At 59.2% G+C, this 16,739-nt stretch carries 13 protein-coding genes and 1 pseudogene; 4 read left to right on the top strand and 10 right to left on the bottom strand.

Going from position 1 to position 16,739, the window contains the following annotated elements; genetic code table 11:
• Positions 1-152: 152 nt before the first annotated feature.
• The 3 genes and pseudogenes from IB266_RS31150 to IB266_RS10120 form a co-directional block, all read left to right on the top strand.
• Positions 153-239, top strand: a pseudogene (locus IB266_RS31150) (hypothetical protein); the annotation flags it as partial.
• Between the two features lie 57 nt (positions 240-296).
• The gene (locus tag IB266_RS31145; RefSeq protein WP_412548306.1) at positions 297-965 is read left to right on the top strand and encodes an ATP-binding protein; all 669 of its coding nucleotides are present in this window, start codon (positions 297-299) and stop codon (positions 963-965) included.
• A 225-nt stretch (positions 966-1,190) separates the two neighbouring features.
• Complete coding sequence (locus IB266_RS10120; protein WP_103308447.1) at positions 1,191-2,810, top strand: FMN-binding glutamate synthase family protein; 1,620 nt, start codon at positions 1,191-1,193, stop codon at positions 2,808-2,810.
• Positions 2,811-2,881: 71 nt separating this feature from the next.
• Here IB266_RS10120 and IB266_RS10115 read toward each other — a convergent pair whose 3' ends face one another.
• The 4 genes from IB266_RS10115 to IB266_RS10100 form a co-directional block, all read right to left on the bottom strand.
• On the bottom strand, positions 2,882-4,402 hold the full coding sequence (locus tag IB266_RS10115) for a glucosyltransferase domain-containing protein (protein ID WP_412548304.1): 1,521 nt from the start codon (positions 4,400-4,402) through the stop codon (positions 2,882-2,884).
• A 517-nt stretch (positions 4,403-4,919) separates the two neighbouring features.
• Entirely contained in the window at positions 4,920-5,294 is a 375-nt protein-coding gene (locus tag IB266_RS10110; RefSeq protein ID WP_192261113.1) for a GtrA family protein, read from the bottom strand.
• 163 nt (positions 5,295-5,457) lie between these two features.
• Positions 5,458-6,879: an amino acid permease gene (locus tag IB266_RS10105; RefSeq protein ID WP_060740842.1), complete on the bottom strand. Its 1,422-nt coding sequence runs from the start codon at positions 6,877-6,879 to the stop codon at positions 5,458-5,460.
• 594 nt (positions 6,880-7,473) lie between these two features.
• A complete protein-coding gene (locus tag IB266_RS10100; RefSeq protein WP_192261112.1) occupies positions 7,474-7,932 on the bottom strand; it encodes an REP-associated tyrosine transposase in 459 nt (152 codons plus the stop codon).
• A gap of 233 nt (positions 7,933-8,165) precedes the next feature.
• Here IB266_RS10100 and IB266_RS10095 point away from each other — a divergent pair, with 233 nt between their 5' ends.
• Positions 8,166-11,273, top strand: a complete 3,108-nt coding sequence (locus IB266_RS10095) for a transglycosylase domain-containing protein (RefSeq protein WP_192261111.1) — start codon at positions 8,166-8,168, stop codon at positions 11,271-11,273.
• A 178-nt stretch (positions 11,274-11,451) separates the two neighbouring features.
• Here the strand turns inward: IB266_RS10095 and IB266_RS10090 are convergent, their stop codons facing one another.
• The 6 genes from IB266_RS10090 to IB266_RS10065 all read right to left on the bottom strand — a co-directional run bounded on the left by IB266_RS10090 (position 11,452) and on the right by IB266_RS10065 (position 16,648).
• Positions 11,452-11,943 (bottom strand): adhesin, encoded by a 492-nt coding sequence (locus tag IB266_RS10090; RefSeq protein WP_192261110.1) that lies wholly within the window; start codon positions 11,941-11,943, stop codon positions 11,452-11,454.
• 80 nt (positions 11,944-12,023) lie between these two features.
• Positions 12,024-12,533: a CS1 type fimbrial major subunit gene (locus IB266_RS10085; RefSeq protein ID WP_192261109.1), complete on the bottom strand. Its 510-nt coding sequence runs from the start codon at positions 12,531-12,533 to the stop codon at positions 12,024-12,026.
• 242 nt (positions 12,534-12,775) lie between these two features.
• Complete coding sequence (locus tag IB266_RS10080; RefSeq protein WP_192261108.1) at positions 12,776-13,258, bottom strand: CS1 type fimbrial major subunit; 483 nt, start codon at positions 13,256-13,258, stop codon at positions 12,776-12,778.
• Positions 13,259-13,303: 45 nt separating this feature from the next.
• Positions 13,304-14,047, bottom strand: a complete 744-nt coding sequence (locus IB266_RS10075) for a molecular chaperone (protein WP_192261107.1) — start codon at positions 14,045-14,047, stop codon at positions 13,304-13,306.
• Positions 14,048-14,107: 60 nt separating this feature from the next.
• On the bottom strand, positions 14,108-15,340 hold the full coding sequence (locus IB266_RS10070; RefSeq protein WP_192261265.1) for a hypothetical protein: 1,233 nt from the start codon (positions 15,338-15,340) through the stop codon (positions 14,108-14,110).
• Positions 15,341-15,400: 60 nt separating this feature from the next.
• The gene (locus tag IB266_RS10065; protein ID WP_192261106.1) at positions 15,401-16,648 is read right to left on the bottom strand and encodes a hypothetical protein; all 1,248 of its coding nucleotides are present in this window, start codon (positions 16,646-16,648) and stop codon (positions 15,401-15,403) included.
• Positions 16,649-16,739: the final 91 nt, after the last annotated feature.

Raw genomic sequence — 16,739 nt, 5'->3', positions numbered from 1 at the left:
AGCAGATGGCCAACACCCTGACCACCAAATGGGAAATGACCTCTCGCGCGCAATTGAAAATGAACAAGCTCGAAGACCTGGTAGAACAACGCACCCAGGCCTTCCGACAGGCCAGCGAACTGCTGCAGATGGAGATCGACGAACGCAAGATGTTGGAAACCCAGTTGGTGCAATCGGAAAAGCTCGCCTCGCTGGGCCAGTTGGCGGCCGGGGTGGCCCACGAGATCAACAACCCGATCGGCTTCATTTCTTCCAACCTGGGGGCGCTGGACGGCTACTTCGGCAAACTCCAGGAAATGCTCACCGCCTACGGCAGCGCCGAGGAGGCCATCGCCTCGCCGGAGCTGGTGGTGAACTTGAGAAAGCTGCGCGAACAGGTGGAGCTGGATTTCCTGGTCGAGGACATCCCCCTGCTGATCAAGGAATCCAAGGATGGCATTGGCCGGGTCGGGCAGATCGTCAAGGACCTGAAAGACTTCTCCCGCGTTGATTCCAGCCAGGAATGGCAGATGGCCAATTTGCAGCAGGGCATGGATTCGACGTTGAACATCGTCGCCAATGAAATCAAGTACAAGGCCGATGTGGTCAAGGAATACACACCATTGCCTGAGGTGGAATGCCTGCCATCGCAGATCAACCAGGTGATCATGAACCTGATCGTCAACGCCGCCCAGGCCATCGGCCCCGAACGCGGCACCATCACCCTGCGCAACGGGGTCGGTGACGAAACCGTCTGGATCGAAGTGGCGGACAACGGCTCGGGCATTCCCCCCGAGACCCTGCAGAAAATCTTCGACCCGTTCTTCACCACCAAACCCATCGGCCAGGGCACAGGGCTCGGGCTGTCGTTGTCCTACGGCATCGTGAAAAAACACAACGGCGAGATCACCGTACGCAGCGAAGTCGGCGTGGGCACCACCTTCCGTGTGGAATTACCGCTGCGGCAGATGAAACAGGCGAGCTGAGCCACCCCTGTAGGAGCTGCCGAAGGCTGCGATCTTTTGATCTTTCGCTTTCTTTCGCTTGAGATTCAAGTGTCTGGGGAAAGATCGCAGCCTCGTTGCACTCGACAGCTCCTACACAGCTCCTACACAGTTGCTACAGGGCGCAGCCCAGCGCGAGCAAGCTCCCTCGCCACAAGCTGAATTCCAAGCTAATGTCTCGCCAATCGCCCCCCCCAAGGAAACCGTATGAGCCTGTCTCTGCTGAGTCGTTACGCCTTCTTTGCTGGCTGTGTCATTTTCACCCTCGCCAGCCTGCCATTCCTGCAACACGACTGGCTCTGGCCCATTGCGCTGGTGACCGGGCTGTTGAGCCTGTTGGGGGTGTTCGACCTGCTGCAAAGCCGTCATGCCGTACGGCGCAACTACCCGATCCTGGGCAATATCCGCTATCTGGTCGAAGGCATCCGCCCGGAGATCCGTCAGTACCTGCTCGAATCCGACAGCGATGCCCTGCCCTTCTCCCGGGCCCAACGCTCGCTGGTGTACTCCCGGGCCAAGAACGAAAGCGCCGACAAACCGTTCGGCACCTTGATCGATGTGTACCAGACCGGCTTCGAATTCATCGGCCATTCCATGCGCCCGGCCCCGCTGAGCGACCCCAGCGGTTTTCGCGTGACCGTCGGCGGCCCGCAGTGCACGCAGCCGTACTCAGCATCGGTGTTCAACATCTCGGCCATGAGCTTCGGCTCCCTGAGCGCCAACGCCATCCGGGCGTTGAACCAAGGCGCGAAGCTGGGCAACTTCGCCCATGACACCGGTGAAGGCAGTATCAGCCCCTACCACCGCGAACACGGTGGCGACCTGACCTGGGAACTGGGCAGCGGCTATTTTGGCTGTCGCACCAGCGACGGACGCTTCGACCCCGAGCGCTTCGCCGCCCAGGCACAGAACCCGCAGGTGCGGATGATCGAAATCAAGATGAGCCAGGGCGCCAAACCCGGCCACGGCGGGATCCTGCCCAAGCACAAGGTCACCCGGGAAATCGCCGAGACCCGTGGCATCCTCATGGGCGAGGATTGTATTTCGCCGTCATGCCACAGCGCGTTTTCCACCCCCATCGAACTGATGCAATTCGTCCAGCAACTGCGTGAGCTGTCCGGCGGCAAACCGGTGGGCTTCAAATTCTGCCTGGGCCATCCCTGGGAATTCATGGGCATCGCCAAGGCCATGCTGGAAACCGGGATCCTGCCCGACTTCATCGTGGTGGACGGCAAGGAAGGCGGTACGGGCGCGGCGCCAGTGGAGTTCACCGATCACATCGGCGTGCCGCTGCGCGAGGGCCTGCTGTTCGTGCACAACACCCTGGTGGGCCTGAACCTGCGGGACAAGATCAAGCTCGGCGCCAGTGGCAAGATCGTCAGCGCCTTCGACATCGCCAGCGTCCTGGCCATCGGCGCCGACTGGGCCAACGCCGCGCGCGGCTTCATGTTCGCCATCGGCTGCATCCAGTCCCAAAGCTGCCACACCAACAAATGCCCCACCGGCGTCGCCACCCAGGACACCCTGCGCCAGCGCGCCCTGGTCGTCCCGGACAAGGCCCAGCGGGTCTACAACTTCCACCGCAACACCCTCAAGGCCCTGGCCGAAATGCTCGCCGCCGCCGGGCTCGAGCACCCGTCGCAATTGCAGCCCAAGCACCTGGTGCGGCGGATGTCGGCCACCGAGGTCAAGTTGTTCTCCCAGTTGCATGTGTTTCTGAAGCCGGGGGAATTGCTGACCGGCGAGGTCAATGGGGCGTTTTATTCGCGGATGTGGCAGATGGCGCGGGCGGACAGTTTTGAGCCGATGGAGGTGGTGGCGGCGTGAACCAATCGCGCAGCGAACCGTTTCGACGCTGCGCAATTTCAAAGCAACCGTAAGGACAGGCGGTCACATGGCTATCGAGCCAAGTCACCGCAGTCAACAACACGGCGATCGATCCGCGCAGGCTCTTTCATAACGATGAAACCGTAGTCACCCAACAGATAAATCCGGTAATACTGGTTGTCCACGACAGGCACATAACCTAGATAGCCCACATGGGTCGCATTGCGCCGCTCACGTTCCACCGCCACGTTGGTGATGCCCATTGATGGCAAGTTTTTCGAGAGCACGAAGTAATCGATGTTTAGCAGATAAGGCAAAACGGGCAGCTGTTGGAACGAACCGCAAGCGCTTACCAGCCAGTAGTCAGAATAAGTGACCGATAGATAAATCCGCTTGGCTTCGTACAGTTCCCGGTGCGAAGTGATGTCATACCCCAGATTGTAAAGCGCACCGTTGCTGAAGATTTTTTGGGAGGTCAGCACCCGGCCATAAGCGAAGGACAGTGAAAGCGTTGCCAAAAGCGGAATGATCAGCAGCAGCGGCAGACGAGGGTGGATCGGTGCAAGGGCCAGATAAGCGAGATAAAACAACACCATCAGCAACACACCGAAGCCCATCAAGGTGCGAGCGCCTTCGTTGAAATCACGAAAAAACAGCGTGATGCCAGGTACCAGCAGAATCAACAAGGGCAAGGTCAGCAAACACCCCAGGATCGTCACGACAGTTTTCCAACGTTGTTCTTCACGGTCCAGGATTCGGCAGCCCAACCGCATGACACCAATAAATGCGCACAAGATCAGCGCGGCCAATAGCCAGGCGTATCCACCGTGAAACAGTAGCGCAACCTTCTCCGCCACTCGTTCAATATTGATGCCGATCTGCAGCAGCGGATCGGCTTTCCAATTCAGCAATGCCGTCCGCTCCGTTCCCATGAGCAAGACGGCGCAGGCAGAATAAATCAGAACGGCCAAGCCCAGTTGAGCCAGCTTCCAACCCAACATTTCCAGCCACTGTGAGTACGGTTCACGTTTGTATGCCGCTGTGAGCAACTCCAAGCAACACAGGCCCAGGAACACATTGAAGCTGACTTGATAGAGCCCGAATGCCAGCACCAACAAACCGGCTGGCACCCACCACTGACGTATTCGCGAAGTCCCCTGAAAGGTCATTGCGTAAATGACAGCGACCAGACTCAGTGCCATAGCGGGGCCGTCGTATTGATACGACAGGTTCTGCAGCAGGAAGGGGTTGTACCAGAGGGGCAACGGGACCAAACAACAGAGCAGGGTCGGCTGAGGGAAGTAATGAAAGATCAGGCGAGTCAAAGCCAGGGACATGGCCAATGCGGCGAGCAACAACGGCAGCGGGAAAATATCCGGCGCAGCGCGGGTGAACGACAGCACTTGATACATCAGGTCAGAGAACCAGCGCCCTTGGCCAGTCCAGGCCATTCCAGCTTCCAGCGCCCGCCCGTTATCGTCGATATAGCGAAAATCAACGAGGATCAACGGCAGGGCGTAAAACAAGGTCGCCGTTAAAAAAAACAGCGCGACCTGACGACGATTGAGCTCACGATAGAAAAAGTCGCTCATCATGATTCATCCAGGGATCTCAGCCTGCTTTTCCGGATCATTTCCTTGATGACATATCGGAGTCGGTGCCTGGTCTTCAGATCCGTCCGACGTACTCACCCAGTACTCCAGCGCCGACCCATTGCATCCTGCCTAGAAACAGCGTCGCGGATGCAGCCGATGGCGCGGGCGGACAGTTTTGAACCGCAGGAGCGGGTAGCCGCGTAATAGTGACTTGATCGCCTGCCTCAGTTGACGCGGGTGTCGCTTTAGGAATGAACAGGGAAGCAGTCATCTTCCCCTTGGTCAAGACAAGGATTGGTTTCCAATTTTTATCAAATAGAGGCCTGACATGAGGTAATACGGTGGTGGATGAACGTCTCGTGCCGTAATGGACCAAATCTGCCAAGGCTCGTGCCTGGTAAGCAGCACCCTGAAAGCCTCGTCATACCAGATAGCGGGAGCCGTGATTCCGTGAAAACGTACCACGAGCGCAAGAGCTAGCACAGCCGCCAAAGCTGAACGATCAACGAAACGTTCATTGGCGATGTCCACGAAACACCACAAATCGGGACAACAGGAAACCGATCACCAGGCTCAACAGCGAAAATACCGCGACAGTCAGCAGGCCATGGACATGCCAGCGATCACCCAAGTAACCCACGATGAAACTGAGGGTCCCCATGACACATAAGAAAAGAACATAGCCCAACACTGAGGTCTTGGCCTCGAATGTGTAGAGCGCATTGACATAAAAAGAGAACGAGGCCGCCACGCAAAAGGCAGTGAAGTTACTCAACGCTTGATTGAGGCCGAACGCCACCCGCAGCACGAAAAACACTTGCCAATGGATCAGCGTATTGGCCAGCCCAATCAGGGCGTAACTGAAAAAGCCTTTCCATAACGTTTTCATGGATGCCCCCGACCGGGACGGTTCGTAAGGCTATTCAATCTAGGGTTCTGTCGATACTCGGTCTACTGTAAGAACTAACAGGTGTCCTGTAGTTCAGCTGGCTGTGGCGCACAAAAAAAGCCCCGATCATCCGACCGGGGCTCTCTTCTACATCGCCGTCAACTTACGAAGCTGAACGCACCGCCCTCTGCACATCACCGGTCGGTTGCAACTTGAAGGTGTAAAACAACACCGTCAGCAGTACCAGGAACGCCGGACCAACGTACAAGGCCACGCGCGTATCGGGGAAGTACGCCATCAGGCCCACCACCAGCACCAGGAACGCCAGTGCCAGGTAGGAACTGACCGGGTACAGCCACATGCGGTACTTGAGGGCCGCGCGTTCCGAAGCGCTCAGGCTTTTACGGAATTTGAGCTGGGCCAGCAGGATCATCACCCAGGTCCAGATCGCGCCGAAGGTGGCGATGGAGGTCACCCAGACGAAGACCTTCTCCGGCACCAGGTAATTGAGCAACACGCCCAGCAGCAGCGCGGCGATGGACAGCAGCAATGCGCGACGCGGCACGCCGTTGGTCGAGGTCTTGGCGAAACCAGCCGGGGCCTGGCCGTTCTGCGCCAGGCTGTAGAGCATCCGCCCGGTGCTGAAGATGCCGCCGTTGCAGGACGAGAGTGCGGCGGTGATCACCACGAAGTTGATGATGCCGGCGGCGGTCTTGATGCCCAGGCGCTCGAAGGTCATCACGAACGGGCTGCCCTGGGTGCCGATCTCGTTCCACGGGTAGATCGACAGGATCACAAACAGCGCGCCGACATAGAACAGCAGGATCCGCCAGAACACCGACCCGATGGCGTTGGGGATGGTTTTCTGTGGGTTCTTCGCTTCACCGGCGGTCAGGCCGATCATCTCCACGCCCAGGTAGGCGAACATGACCATTTGCAGGGACATCAACACGCCGGACACGCCGTTGGGCATGAAGCCGCCGTGGGCCCAGAGGTTGGAAATGCCCAGGGCCACACCGTCGTTGCCGAAGCCAAAGGCGATGATGCCGACGCCGCCGATGACCATGGCGATGATGGTGACGATCTTGATCAGGGCGAACCAGAATTCGAATTCGCCGAAGGCCTTGACCGCGATCAGGTTGATCGAGCCCATGCTGACCAGTGCCGCCAAGGCCCAGATCCAGCGGGGCACGTCGGGGAACCAGATGCCCATGTACACCGCCACGGCGGTGATCTCCGCCACGCAGGTCACCAGCCACAGGAACCAGTAGTTCCAACCGGTCAGGAAACCTGCCAGTGGGCCGAGGTAATCCTGGGCATAGCGGCTGAACGAACCGGCCACCGGGTTGTGCACGGCCATCTCACCGAGGGCGCGCATGATCACCAGGATCGCCAGGCCGCCAATGATGTAGGACAGCATGATCGCCGGGCCGGCCATTTCGATGGCCTTGGCCGAACCGAGGAACAGCCCGACACCGATGCAGGCGCCAAGCGCCATCAGGCGGATATGTCGCTCGCCGAGTTCACGTTTGAGCGGACCGCCCTGGGCGGTCTCGCCATGGGGCAGATGATTGCCGACAGGCATAGGGGTAACCTCGTCTTGTTATTGGATTAGCCACCGAGTGTCCAAAGCCACAGGCCGGTAAGCCTGCCGCCTTGCCGAAACCGGGTCTGTCTTGTGGGCAGACCGTCCTGTGGAACGACAACCTCAGGATCAGCGGGTCGTGCAGTATAAAAAGCCAGGGATAGAGAGATTCACTGTAAAACCTGGAAATTTCAGGGATAAGCCTGCGCCAGAATCAGCTTTTAGAGAGGTGTTGTCTGGGATTCAGGTCATTCGGAAACACCGCGGAGTATTGCACAGTGATGGTGCAGCGTCATGTTTTGGCATGGGGCGATGGCTCTAGCGCAGGGTTTTCCGGACACCACTGCCCGTTATGATGGGGATTATCTGTGGCAGGGGATTTATTTGTGGCGAGGGGATTTATCCCCGTTGGGCTGCGCAGCAGCCCCTCAACCGCAGCCCGGGTATTTCTGGACAATCGAGTTGCCTGTATTGGGGCTGCTTCGCAGCCCAGCGGGGATAAATCCCCTCGCCACAGAGAAATCCAACCGCAGATAAATCTCCTCACTACAGGGAATCCATGTTCCTCGGGCCAGACAGGGAGCATGAGTCACTTCAAAGCCATGCAGTATCCCAGAGAGGGTAATCGCCGATACATTCCACCAGCCCAGCCCGCAGCGGATTATCAATGATGTAGTCGGCGGAGGGCCGCAGCTCCTCGTTGTCACGAATCGCGCGATCATGGAAGCCGCTTTGCCAAAGCGGGCCAGAGGTTTTGGTCATGTTATTGACGTGATGGGTGCATCGAGCTTTGGTGGCACCGATGACACGACTCAGATGGCCGTCGTGGAGTTGCAGCAACCAGTGAAAATGATCCGGCATCACCACCCAGGCTAAAGAGTTCACCAGGCCAGAATCATGGGCGCATTTGAATTCTGCAACCAACAATCTTCCAACCTTCCAGTTGGCAAAAACAGGACGGCGCTGATGAGTAACGGCCGTCACCAGGTAGGCGCGTCCTTGCTCCGAATAACGTCCTCGACGCAAGCGATGTGAGTTGGGGCGTGGATGCATTCCTTGCTTCCTTTGAGAGGGTTTGGATGCAGCGTAGCCATGCTGTTGTTTGATCGACGCTGAGAAGGTCGAGCGAATACTCCGAAGCTTATGTAGTACTTGTGATGTAGGGACTTATCTGTGGCTAGTGGGAGTCATGACAGACCGGTACCCACAATTTCCCCTCCCCCCACGCCAACCACCGTCTAAGCTTCAAGCAAGTCCGATCAATCTGCTTAATGGATCAGTCGACTATGGGCGCTTTGTGGCAAACCGATTCGAATGAACCTGTGGTCCCGACTGAACGTATGGAAGAAGCGCCTTTACCTCAAAAAAAACGCCGCGCACGGCATGGCTGGCGGGCATTCTGGTTGTTGCTGCTGATTATCGTCGTGGTGGTCGGCCTGGCGGTGGCCAAGGAAATGCGCACGTCGCGGTTTCAGGCCCGGGAGCTCAGCAAGTATGCCGAGTCCCTGAGCTACTCGGTGCAGCCGGGGCCCAGCGATGCCATCGTCTACCCTGGCGCAGGCCCGTTCGACCGGCGCTTGGGCTACAGCGCGCTGGGGGAATTCCTGCCACGCCTGCTCAAGCGTGACTATGTGATCCAGGCCCAGGCGCGGTTTTCGCCGGCGTTGATGGGCTACGTCGAAAAAGGCCTGTTCGTGCCCTACGCGGAAAAGATCCAGGCTGGATTGACCATCACCGACTGCCGCGCCGCACCGGTCTATCAGTTCAAGTACCCGCAGCAGCTGTATGCGAACTTCGAAGCGATCCCGCCCGTGGTGGTGCAGAGCCTGTTGTTCATCGAGAACCGTTTTCTGCTCGACCCCAAGCAACCCTTGGCCAACCCGGCCGTGGACTGGCCGCGCTTCGGCATGGCGGCCTGGTCGCAAGTCGCCAAGCTGTTGAGCCTGCCGGGGCAATCCGCCGGGGGCAGCACCTTGGCCACACAACTGGAGAAGTACCGTCACTCGCCTGAGGGCCTGACTGTGTCCGGCGCGGAGAAAATCCGCCAGATGATTTCCGCCAGCGTGCGCGCTTACCAGGGCGGCCCGCAAACCCTCGAGGCGCGGCAGCGGATCATCCGCGACTACCTCAACAGCGTGCCGCTCTCCGCCGTGCCGGGGCATGGTGAAGTCCACGGCATGGCCGAAGGCTTGCGAGTCTGGTACGGCGCCGACTTCAATCGGGCCAATGAACGCTTGGCCAGCACCGCGACCGATCCCCAGAGCCTGGCGGAAAAAGGCCTGGCCCTGCGGGAAATGCTGTCGTTGATGATCGCCCAGCGCCGGCCGTCCCATTACCTGTCCAAGGGTCATGATGAACTGGCGCGCCTGACCGACAGCCACATCCGCCTGCTGGCACAGAACGGCGTGATCGACACGGCCCTGGCCGACGCAGCCCTGGCGAGCAAGGTCAGCTATCGCGACTGGGTCCAGGACCCGACTGTCCAGCCCAACGAAACCAACAAAGGCATCAGCGCCGCCCGCAGTCGCCTCGCCGCGCTGCTCAACCGCCCGCTGTACGACCTCGATCGCCTCGACCTGTCCGCCACCAGCACCTTGCAAAGCGATTTGCAGGCCCAGGCCACCGACTACCTCAAGCGCTTGGCCGACCCGGCCTTCGCCACCGAGATCGGCCTGATGGGAGAACGCCTGCTGACCCCCACCAGCACCACCCAGGTGCGCTACAGCTTCACCCTGCTGGAACTGACCCCCGATGGCTCGCGCGTGCGGGTGCAGACCGACAGCACCGACCAGCCTTTCGACATCAACGAAGGCAGCAAGCTGGAACTGGGCTCCACCGCCAAGTTGCGGGTGCTCACCACCTACCTGCAGATCATCGCCGAGCTGCACGAGCGTTATGCCCAGCAGACCCCGGCGGCGTTGAAGAAAACCGAAATCGCCGAGCAGGACCGCCTCTCCCGCTGGGCCGTCGACTACCTGATCCAGAACACCGACCGCAGCCTGCCGAAGATGCTCGAGGCCGCGCTGGACCGGACCTATTCAGCCAGCCCCGGCGAAGCCTTTTTTACCGGCGGCGGGCTGCACACCTTCCACAACTTCCGCAGGGAAGACGACGGTCGCAACCCGACGTTGCGCGACGCCCTGCGGGAGTCGATCAACCTGCCGTTCATCCGCCTGATGCGCGACCTGGTGCGCTACGCCACCTATGCCGGGCCCAACAACAGTTCCGAACTGCTCAAGGACGACAAGGACCCGCGCCGCCAGGAATACCTGGCCCAATTCGCCGACCGCGAAGGCACCTCGTTCCTGCTCAGGTTCTGGAAGAAATACCAGAAAAAGGACACCGGCCAGCGCCTGGAAACGTTCCTCGACGGCATGCGCCCTACCGCTATCCGCCTGGCCGCCGTGCACCGCTATTTCTTTCCCAACGACAGCCAGGAGAGCTTCAACCGCTTCGTGCGCGCCCACTTGAAGTCGGCCAAGAGCGCCGAAAAACTCACCGACGAACGCCTCGAACGGCTCTACCAAAGCTATGGCCCCGGTGCCTATGACCTGCCGGACCAGGGCTTCATCGCCAAGGTCCACCCATTGGACCTGTGGTTGATGGGTTACCTGCTGAACAACCCCGACGCCAAGTTCAGCCAGATCGTCAAGGCCAGCCAGTTCGAGCGCCAGGAAGTCTACAGCTGGCTGTTCAAGAGCCGGCACAAGAGTGCCCGCGACAGTCGCATCCGTACCATGCTGGAGATCGAGGCCTTTTTGGATATCCACCAGCGCTGGCAGAAAGTCGGCTACCCGTTCGATCACCTGGTACCGTCGCTGGCAACCGCCATTGGCAGCTCCGGTGACCGCCCGGCTGCGCTTGCCGAACTGGTGGGCACTATCCTCAACGATGGCATCCGCCAACCGGCGCTGCGGGTGGACAGCCTCGACTTTGCCGTCGGCACGCCTTACGAGACACGGCTGCTGAACGACCCGGACAACGGCAAGCGCGTGATGCCGGTAGAAGTGGCCCAGGCCTTGCGCGGTGCGCTGTCCCAGGTGGTGGATGCCGGCACCGCGAAACGCGTGGCCGGCAGTTTCAAACTGGCCGACGGCACGCCGCTGGCCATGGGCGGCAAGACCGGCACCGGCGACAACCGCATCGAAGCGGTCGGCTCCGGCGGACGAGTAATCAGTTCCAAATCGATCAACCGCACCGCCACCTTCGTGTTCTACATCGGCGACAGTCATTTCGGCACCCTCACCGCCTATGTACCGGGCGCGTCGGCGCAGAACTTCAAGTTCACCTCGGCCTTGCCGGTACAAGTACTCAAGGGCATGGCGCCGTTTCTCTCGCCCTACCTGCAGCCGGGGAGCCATACCCAGTGCAAACCGTTGGTGGCGCGCCAATGAGTCACGACAACAAGGGGCAGGTACCTGTGGCGAGGGGATTTATCCCCGCTGGGCTGCGCAGCAGCCCCTAAAAAAGCACGCCATTAACCTGATCCACCGTGGTGTCGGCTTTCAGGGCTGCTGCGCAGCCCAACGGGGATAAATCCCCTCGCCACAAAGATCAGGGGTTGCCCTCAGGTCAGAGATTGACCCGAGGCACCGCGTCGAAGATCACGGTGATATGCCCCGTGAACAAACCGGACAACATGGAAGAAACCGGCATGGGGACGAAGATGAGCATCTCAGCCGTCATGCCTGGCGTGGATGTAGCGTCATCCACCACTTCCTTAGGCACTTTTTCCAAGTGAACGTTATTGAACATGACGACAGTGTTGATCCCATAAGTACCGTTGAATAACCAGGAATTCCCTTCAAGGTAGGCATGGACCGAACCGTCGGTGTTCTTCACATCGAAGATCTGGCGGACTGGGGACAACTTTCTGTTCACAGGATTGAAATGCATGACTTCGTCCTTACCGAAGTCTGGATTGCGTGGCTGTACATGAAACTGCTTGTTCGGGATGTTCGCGCTGATATGGATCGATGAACGCGCGTCATCGCCAGCCCACGCCAGCGAAGAACCCAGGGCTACAATGCCCAGGGCAGCGATGGATACAATTTTTTCGAACATGGTTGAAATTCTTTTTATGGTTATGGAAATGCGGGAGTGCTGCCTGCGTCCCGCTGTTACAGGCAACACACACCACAAAATCAGGGGTTGACCCGAGGCACCGCGTCAAAAATCACGGTGAAGTCAGCGTTGTACACGCCTGGAGAGAGTGGGCGAGTGGGCTGGCTCGCAACGACGACACGCATCTCAGCCTGGGTACCCGGTGTGGACGTGGCATCGTCCACGACTTCCTGGGGTCGGCTGTCCAGAGGCACGCCGTTGAATATCGCCCTCAGGGTCACATGATCCACACCGTTGCTCAGATGGATGGCACCTGTCTGGTTGGCATTCTCGAGGTAGGCGTGGACCGAACCGTCGGTGTTCTTCACATCATAGGTATGGCGCAAAGAGGTGAGCTGGTAGGTCACCGGGTTGTAATACATGTATTCATCCTTGCCAAACTCCGGATCCCGTGGCTGCACGTGGAACTGCTGGGTCGGAATGTTCGCCTCGATATGGATCGATGAACGTGCGTCATCGGCCCCGAACACCAGTGAAGAATTCAGAGCTGCCGCCCCTAGAGCAATAACGGATAAAACTTTCTTGAACATGCTTGATACCTTTTTGTAGTAATAAAAAGCGCAGGAGCAAACTTGCCCCCACCGTCACTGACCCAACACCCCCCCCGTGGCGAGGGAGCTTGCTCCCGCTGGGTGGCGCAGCCGCCCCCGCTCTTCCCTGAAACACTGTCGGCCTCTGGATTGGTTGCGTCTGCTGCGCAGCCGAGCGGGAGCAAGCTCCCTCGCCACAGGAGTGCTGGTTCAAATGATCTTTGCCGCAGGGTTCGCGATTGCTACGGCGCGGTGGCGTCGAACACCATGTGCACCGTGCCGTAGTAATCCCCCGGCTTGTAATCGTCATCGGGCCTGATGGCGGCAATTTCCAGCGGCACCTGGCGTCCGGGCCGGGCTTCGGTGGCCGTGACCACCGGGGCCGAATCCAGGGTCAGTGCGACACCGTTGAAGGTCACCCGCAGATCGATGCGCTCACGTCCATTGGACAGGTACGCTTCTTCCCCCAGGCGGGCACCGATGGCACCGTTGCTGTTCTTCACCTCGTAGGTGGCCCGCAACGGGCTGAGCTCGCCGGTGATGGTGCTGAAGGGCAGGCGCTGTTCGCGCTGGACCAGTTGCGGGTCGAGGGGCACCACATGAAAGTCGGCGGTGGGGATGGTCACGTAGACCTCGAAGGTTTCCCGTTCGACCGCGCCCCAGGCCTGGACCCAGGGCAACATAAGGGCGCTCAGTGCGAGGGGGCGTACCAGTGTCTTGAACATATTTGATTACCTGTGGCGTCAACGACGGTTCGGCGACGGCGACCGTCAACCTTTGATCTCGACGTTTTTCTGCTCGCTGCCTTCGATCAGCGTGAAGCGATATTCGCGCCCCGCCTCCTTGTCGAACGAGAACGTCCGGCCGGCCATGATGTGGTGCTTGGTGGTGGGCCGGCACTCGTTCTCTTTCTTCGCTTCGCAGTCCTTGAACTCATCGATCACCAGCACGCTGTTGCCGTTATTGCGTATCTGGTAGCGATTGGCGCTGTCATCGATCACGGTCTCGAAGCGGGTGTCCTTGGGCCGTACGAAGAACACCGTGCCGTAGCCCGCCAGTACCTTGACCCCCGCCCCGACGCGCTCCTTCTTGTACTCCTCGCGCTCCTCCTTGCTGATGGCGAACTCGTCTTCGGCCTCCGGCACCACCGGCACGAAACGCACGCGGAAGTACCGTTCCTTGTCGCGGTTGCCCATGAACAGCAAGCGCGTGCCCTGCACCCCGTTGGCCGGCACGATCAGCCGCGCCGGGCTGGCCATCAACCCGTCCTTGGCTTGGGCACTGGTCTGGTTCTGCAACGGCACTTCCTGGTAGCTGCCGTCCTCGTTATAGATAATCTCCAGGATGTTGACCTTGACGAACGCCGTGGACGTGCCGCCGTTGAATATCCGCTTCATGTAGGTGGTCTTGTTGCCGTCCAGGTAGTCGTAGACCACCCCGACGCCGATCTGCGGACCGGCCTGGGCCACGCCGCAAAACAGATAGAGTCCAACCCATGCCAATAGATGTTTCATCGCTTTTCCAACCTCATGCATTTCACGCAACTCACTAAAAAATCCTGGCCGACAGGCCGTTTAAACTTCCGAATCCCAGACCACCGTGACGTTGCCGCTGTAGGCTTTTGCACCCGAATCCAGCATCTCCTCGACGCTGCTCCGGCCGACCTCGAAGTGCAGCGTTCCGGCTTTGCGGTCGAGGTAAAAACCCGGTTGGAACAGCTCGGTGCCGCTGCCATCGCGCAACAATGGGCGACGGTTGACAGGTTGTCCGCCGGCATCCGTCAGCCCCTCGGGCAGGGTGACGCTGACGTTCACCGGGACAGCGTGGCCGGTGCCGGCTTCAGAAATCGCACAGGTATTGCCGCTGACAGCCTGGCATTCGATTGCCATCTTGAAACGCGAGGACGTTGAGATATGGAACCTCTGGTCACGAAACAGCCGCGTCGGTTTGCTCCCGCTGTTCAGCCAGGCCTGCCAGCCTTCCGGGGGCACCAGCTCGACCCGGTTACCGCCAGGGGGTACTTCCACCTTGAGGGCATGCTCCACATCCAGTTTGAAATTGAGTGTGAGCACCGAGTCATCGGGGATCATGACGTCGCCCATGTCCAGGTCTTGCCCCGGGCCAACGCCATAGGACACAGAACCGATGTATTGACCGGACGACATTTTCAATGGATTGGGTGTGCGCAGCTCATAGGCAAAGTTCAAGCCGTGGTAAGTCATGCTGGGAATCAGGTAACTGGCCCTTTTGGTACACACCCCTTCGACCGGAGTCTTCCAGAAGAATATGTAGACGAGGGTATTCAGACCCGAGTGGCCCGAGGATTGACAGGGCGAAGGGGCATACTTCCAGGGAGAACCGCCCCAAAGCTTCGAATGGGCGGTTCCCATATCCACACCCCCACCGACCAGGTCGATTACGCTGATAGGGAGCTGGTAGTACGAGCCTATGCCGGCTATGCGTACTTGGACGATTTCCGTTTCACCGGTCCCCATATTGATCACCTGCGCCGGACGCCAGGTGGCAGGCACGTGGAACATCGCCCCCTGCCGGGAATCGCTGTGTCCCGGCTGGATGGGTGCGTTCGAGTGGGCCTTGAGCAGGAATTGCACACTGTAGATTTTCTCCCTTTCACAGAGCGCTGCATAAAGCTGGCAATACCCCGAGGGTGGCGTAGTGTTGAGGAAGGTGTTGTCATTGGGCTTCGAAGGATCCGGCCTGTAGACTGCAGTGATATCCTTGCTCGCGGCACTGGCCGTCGAGGCGCACGCCAACAACACCCCTGAAACCACACTCCGCACTGCCATCGGTAAATGTTTCATCGATACCTCACCGTCCTTTCGCCTCAGGCTGGACAATCCATGCCCTTAAACTTCCGAATCCCAGATCACCGTGACGTCGCCGCTATAGCGCGTGGCGCCGCCGTCCAGCATCTCTTCGACGCTGCTACGGCCGACCTCGAAGTGCAGCATTCCCGGCCTGCGGTCGACATATAAGCCGGGCTGGAACAACTCGGTGCCACTGCCGTCGCGCAACAGCCGGCGACGGTTGACCGGTTGCCCGCTGGCGTCCGTCAAGCCATCCGGTAGCGTCACGCTGACGTCCACCGGTACGGCATGGCCGGTGCCGGTCTCGGTAATCGCGCAGGTATTGCCGCTGATGTGCTGGCATTCCAGCCCCATCTTGAAACGGGAAGAGGCGGAGATATGGAAGCGCTGGTCGCGGAACAGCCGTGTCGGCTTGCGCCCGCTGTTTAGCCATGCTTGCCAACCGTCCTGGGGGACCAGTTCCACGCGGTTGCCGCCGGGAGGGACTTCAACCTTGAGGGTGTGCTCGACGTCGAGTTTGAAGTTGAAGGTAATCACTGAATCATTAGGGATCATGACATCGCCCAGGTCGAGATCCTGGCCCGGCCCGATGCCATACGTCAGCGACCCGGTGTATTGACCAGACGACATTTTCAATGGATTAGGAGTTCGCAGCTCGTAGGCGAAATCCAGGTGGGTGTAACGCATGTCAGGAATCGAATAAAGGGCCTGCTTGGCACAGATCCCTTCGCGCGGAGTTTTCCAAAAAAATTCGTAATCCGGATCGCTGACGAGGCCAACACCAGTGTTTCCACATGGCGAGGGGGCATTCACCCAAGAGGAGCCTCGCCATAACCGCTGGTGGGCGGTAAGAGGGTTCACCCCGCCACCTACCAGATTGACCGCCCCACCTGGAATCCGGTACCTGGAGCCGATTCCGGAAAAGCGCATTTCAACCACTTCAGTTTCACCCGTTACGCTATGAGTGACCTGTACTGGGCGCCAGTCAACAGGCACCTTGAACATTGCACCTTGCCGGACGTCACCATGACTGGCTTGAATAGGGGCAGCCGAACTAGAAGTAACGGGTAGTCGAAGACTGAACATCTTGGACTTCAGGCAGTCATCCGGACGCGTTGCGCAATAACCACTGACCGGCGTGGTATTGAGGAACGTATTCTCCTGGGGCTTCGAAGCATCAGGCCTGAATATCGCGCTGATATCCCGACTCACAGCATTGGCCACCGGCACGCAGGCAAACAACAACACCGAAACCACGCTGCGCACGGCTACCGAAAAAGGTTTCATCTATACAACCTCATACATCAATGCGAATCCTTGCAAGTTGGGGAAAACTTCACCGTGGGAGCAAGGCTTGCCCGCGATGCAGGCACCCCGC

Source organism: Pseudomonas sp. Pdm06 (genome assembly GCF_014851795.1).
GTDB lineage: Bacteria > Pseudomonadota > Gammaproteobacteria > Pseudomonadales > Pseudomonadaceae > Aquipseudomonas > Aquipseudomonas fluorescens_AA.
The sequence above is the reverse complement of the archived record's forward strand: the minus strand, read 5'-3'. Positions and strand labels throughout refer to the sequence as shown.

Bases quoted from the DNA above. Each gene is read 5' to 3' on its own strand.
- IB266_RS31145 (WP_412548306.1), top strand. From the start codon at position 297: ATGCTCACCGCCTACGGCAGCGCCGAGGAGGCCATCGCCTCGCCGGAG.
- IB266_RS10120 (WP_103308447.1), top strand. From the start codon at position 1,191: ATGAGCCTGTCTCTGCTGAGTCGTTACGCCTTCTTTGCTGGCTGTGTC.
- IB266_RS10115 (WP_412548304.1), bottom strand. From the start codon at position 4,402: ATGAGCGACTTTTTCTATCGTGAGCTCAATCGTCGTCAGGTCGCGCTG.
- IB266_RS10110 (WP_192261113.1), bottom strand. From the start codon at position 5,294: ATGAAAACGTTATGGAAAGGCTTTTTCAGTTACGCCCTGATTGGGCTG.
- IB266_RS10105 (WP_060740842.1), bottom strand. From the start codon at position 6,879: ATGCCTGTCGGCAATCATCTGCCCCATGGCGAGACCGCCCAGGGCGGT.
- IB266_RS10100 (WP_192261112.1), bottom strand. From the start codon at position 7,932: ATGCATCCACGCCCCAACTCACATCGCTTGCGTCGAGGACGTTATTCG.
- IB266_RS10095 (WP_192261111.1), top strand. From the start codon at position 8,166: ATGGGCGCTTTGTGGCAAACCGATTCGAATGAACCTGTGGTCCCGACT.
- IB266_RS10090 (WP_192261110.1), bottom strand. From the start codon at position 11,943: ATGTTCGAAAAAATTGTATCCATCGCTGCCCTGGGCATTGTAGCCCTG.
- IB266_RS10085 (WP_192261109.1), bottom strand. From the start codon at position 12,533: ATGTTCAAGAAAGTTTTATCCGTTATTGCTCTAGGGGCGGCAGCTCTG.
- IB266_RS10080 (WP_192261108.1), bottom strand. From the start codon at position 13,258: ATGTTCAAGACACTGGTACGCCCCCTCGCACTGAGCGCCCTTATGTTG.
- IB266_RS10075 (WP_192261107.1), bottom strand. From the start codon at position 14,047: ATGAAACATCTATTGGCATGGGTTGGACTCTATCTGTTTTGCGGCGTG.
- IB266_RS10070 (WP_192261265.1), bottom strand. From the start codon at position 15,340: ATGGCAGTGCGGAGTGTGGTTTCAGGGGTGTTGTTGGCGTGCGCCTCG.
- IB266_RS10065 (WP_192261106.1), bottom strand. From the start codon at position 16,648: ATGAAACCTTTTTCGGTAGCCGTGCGCAGCGTGGTTTCGGTGTTGTTG.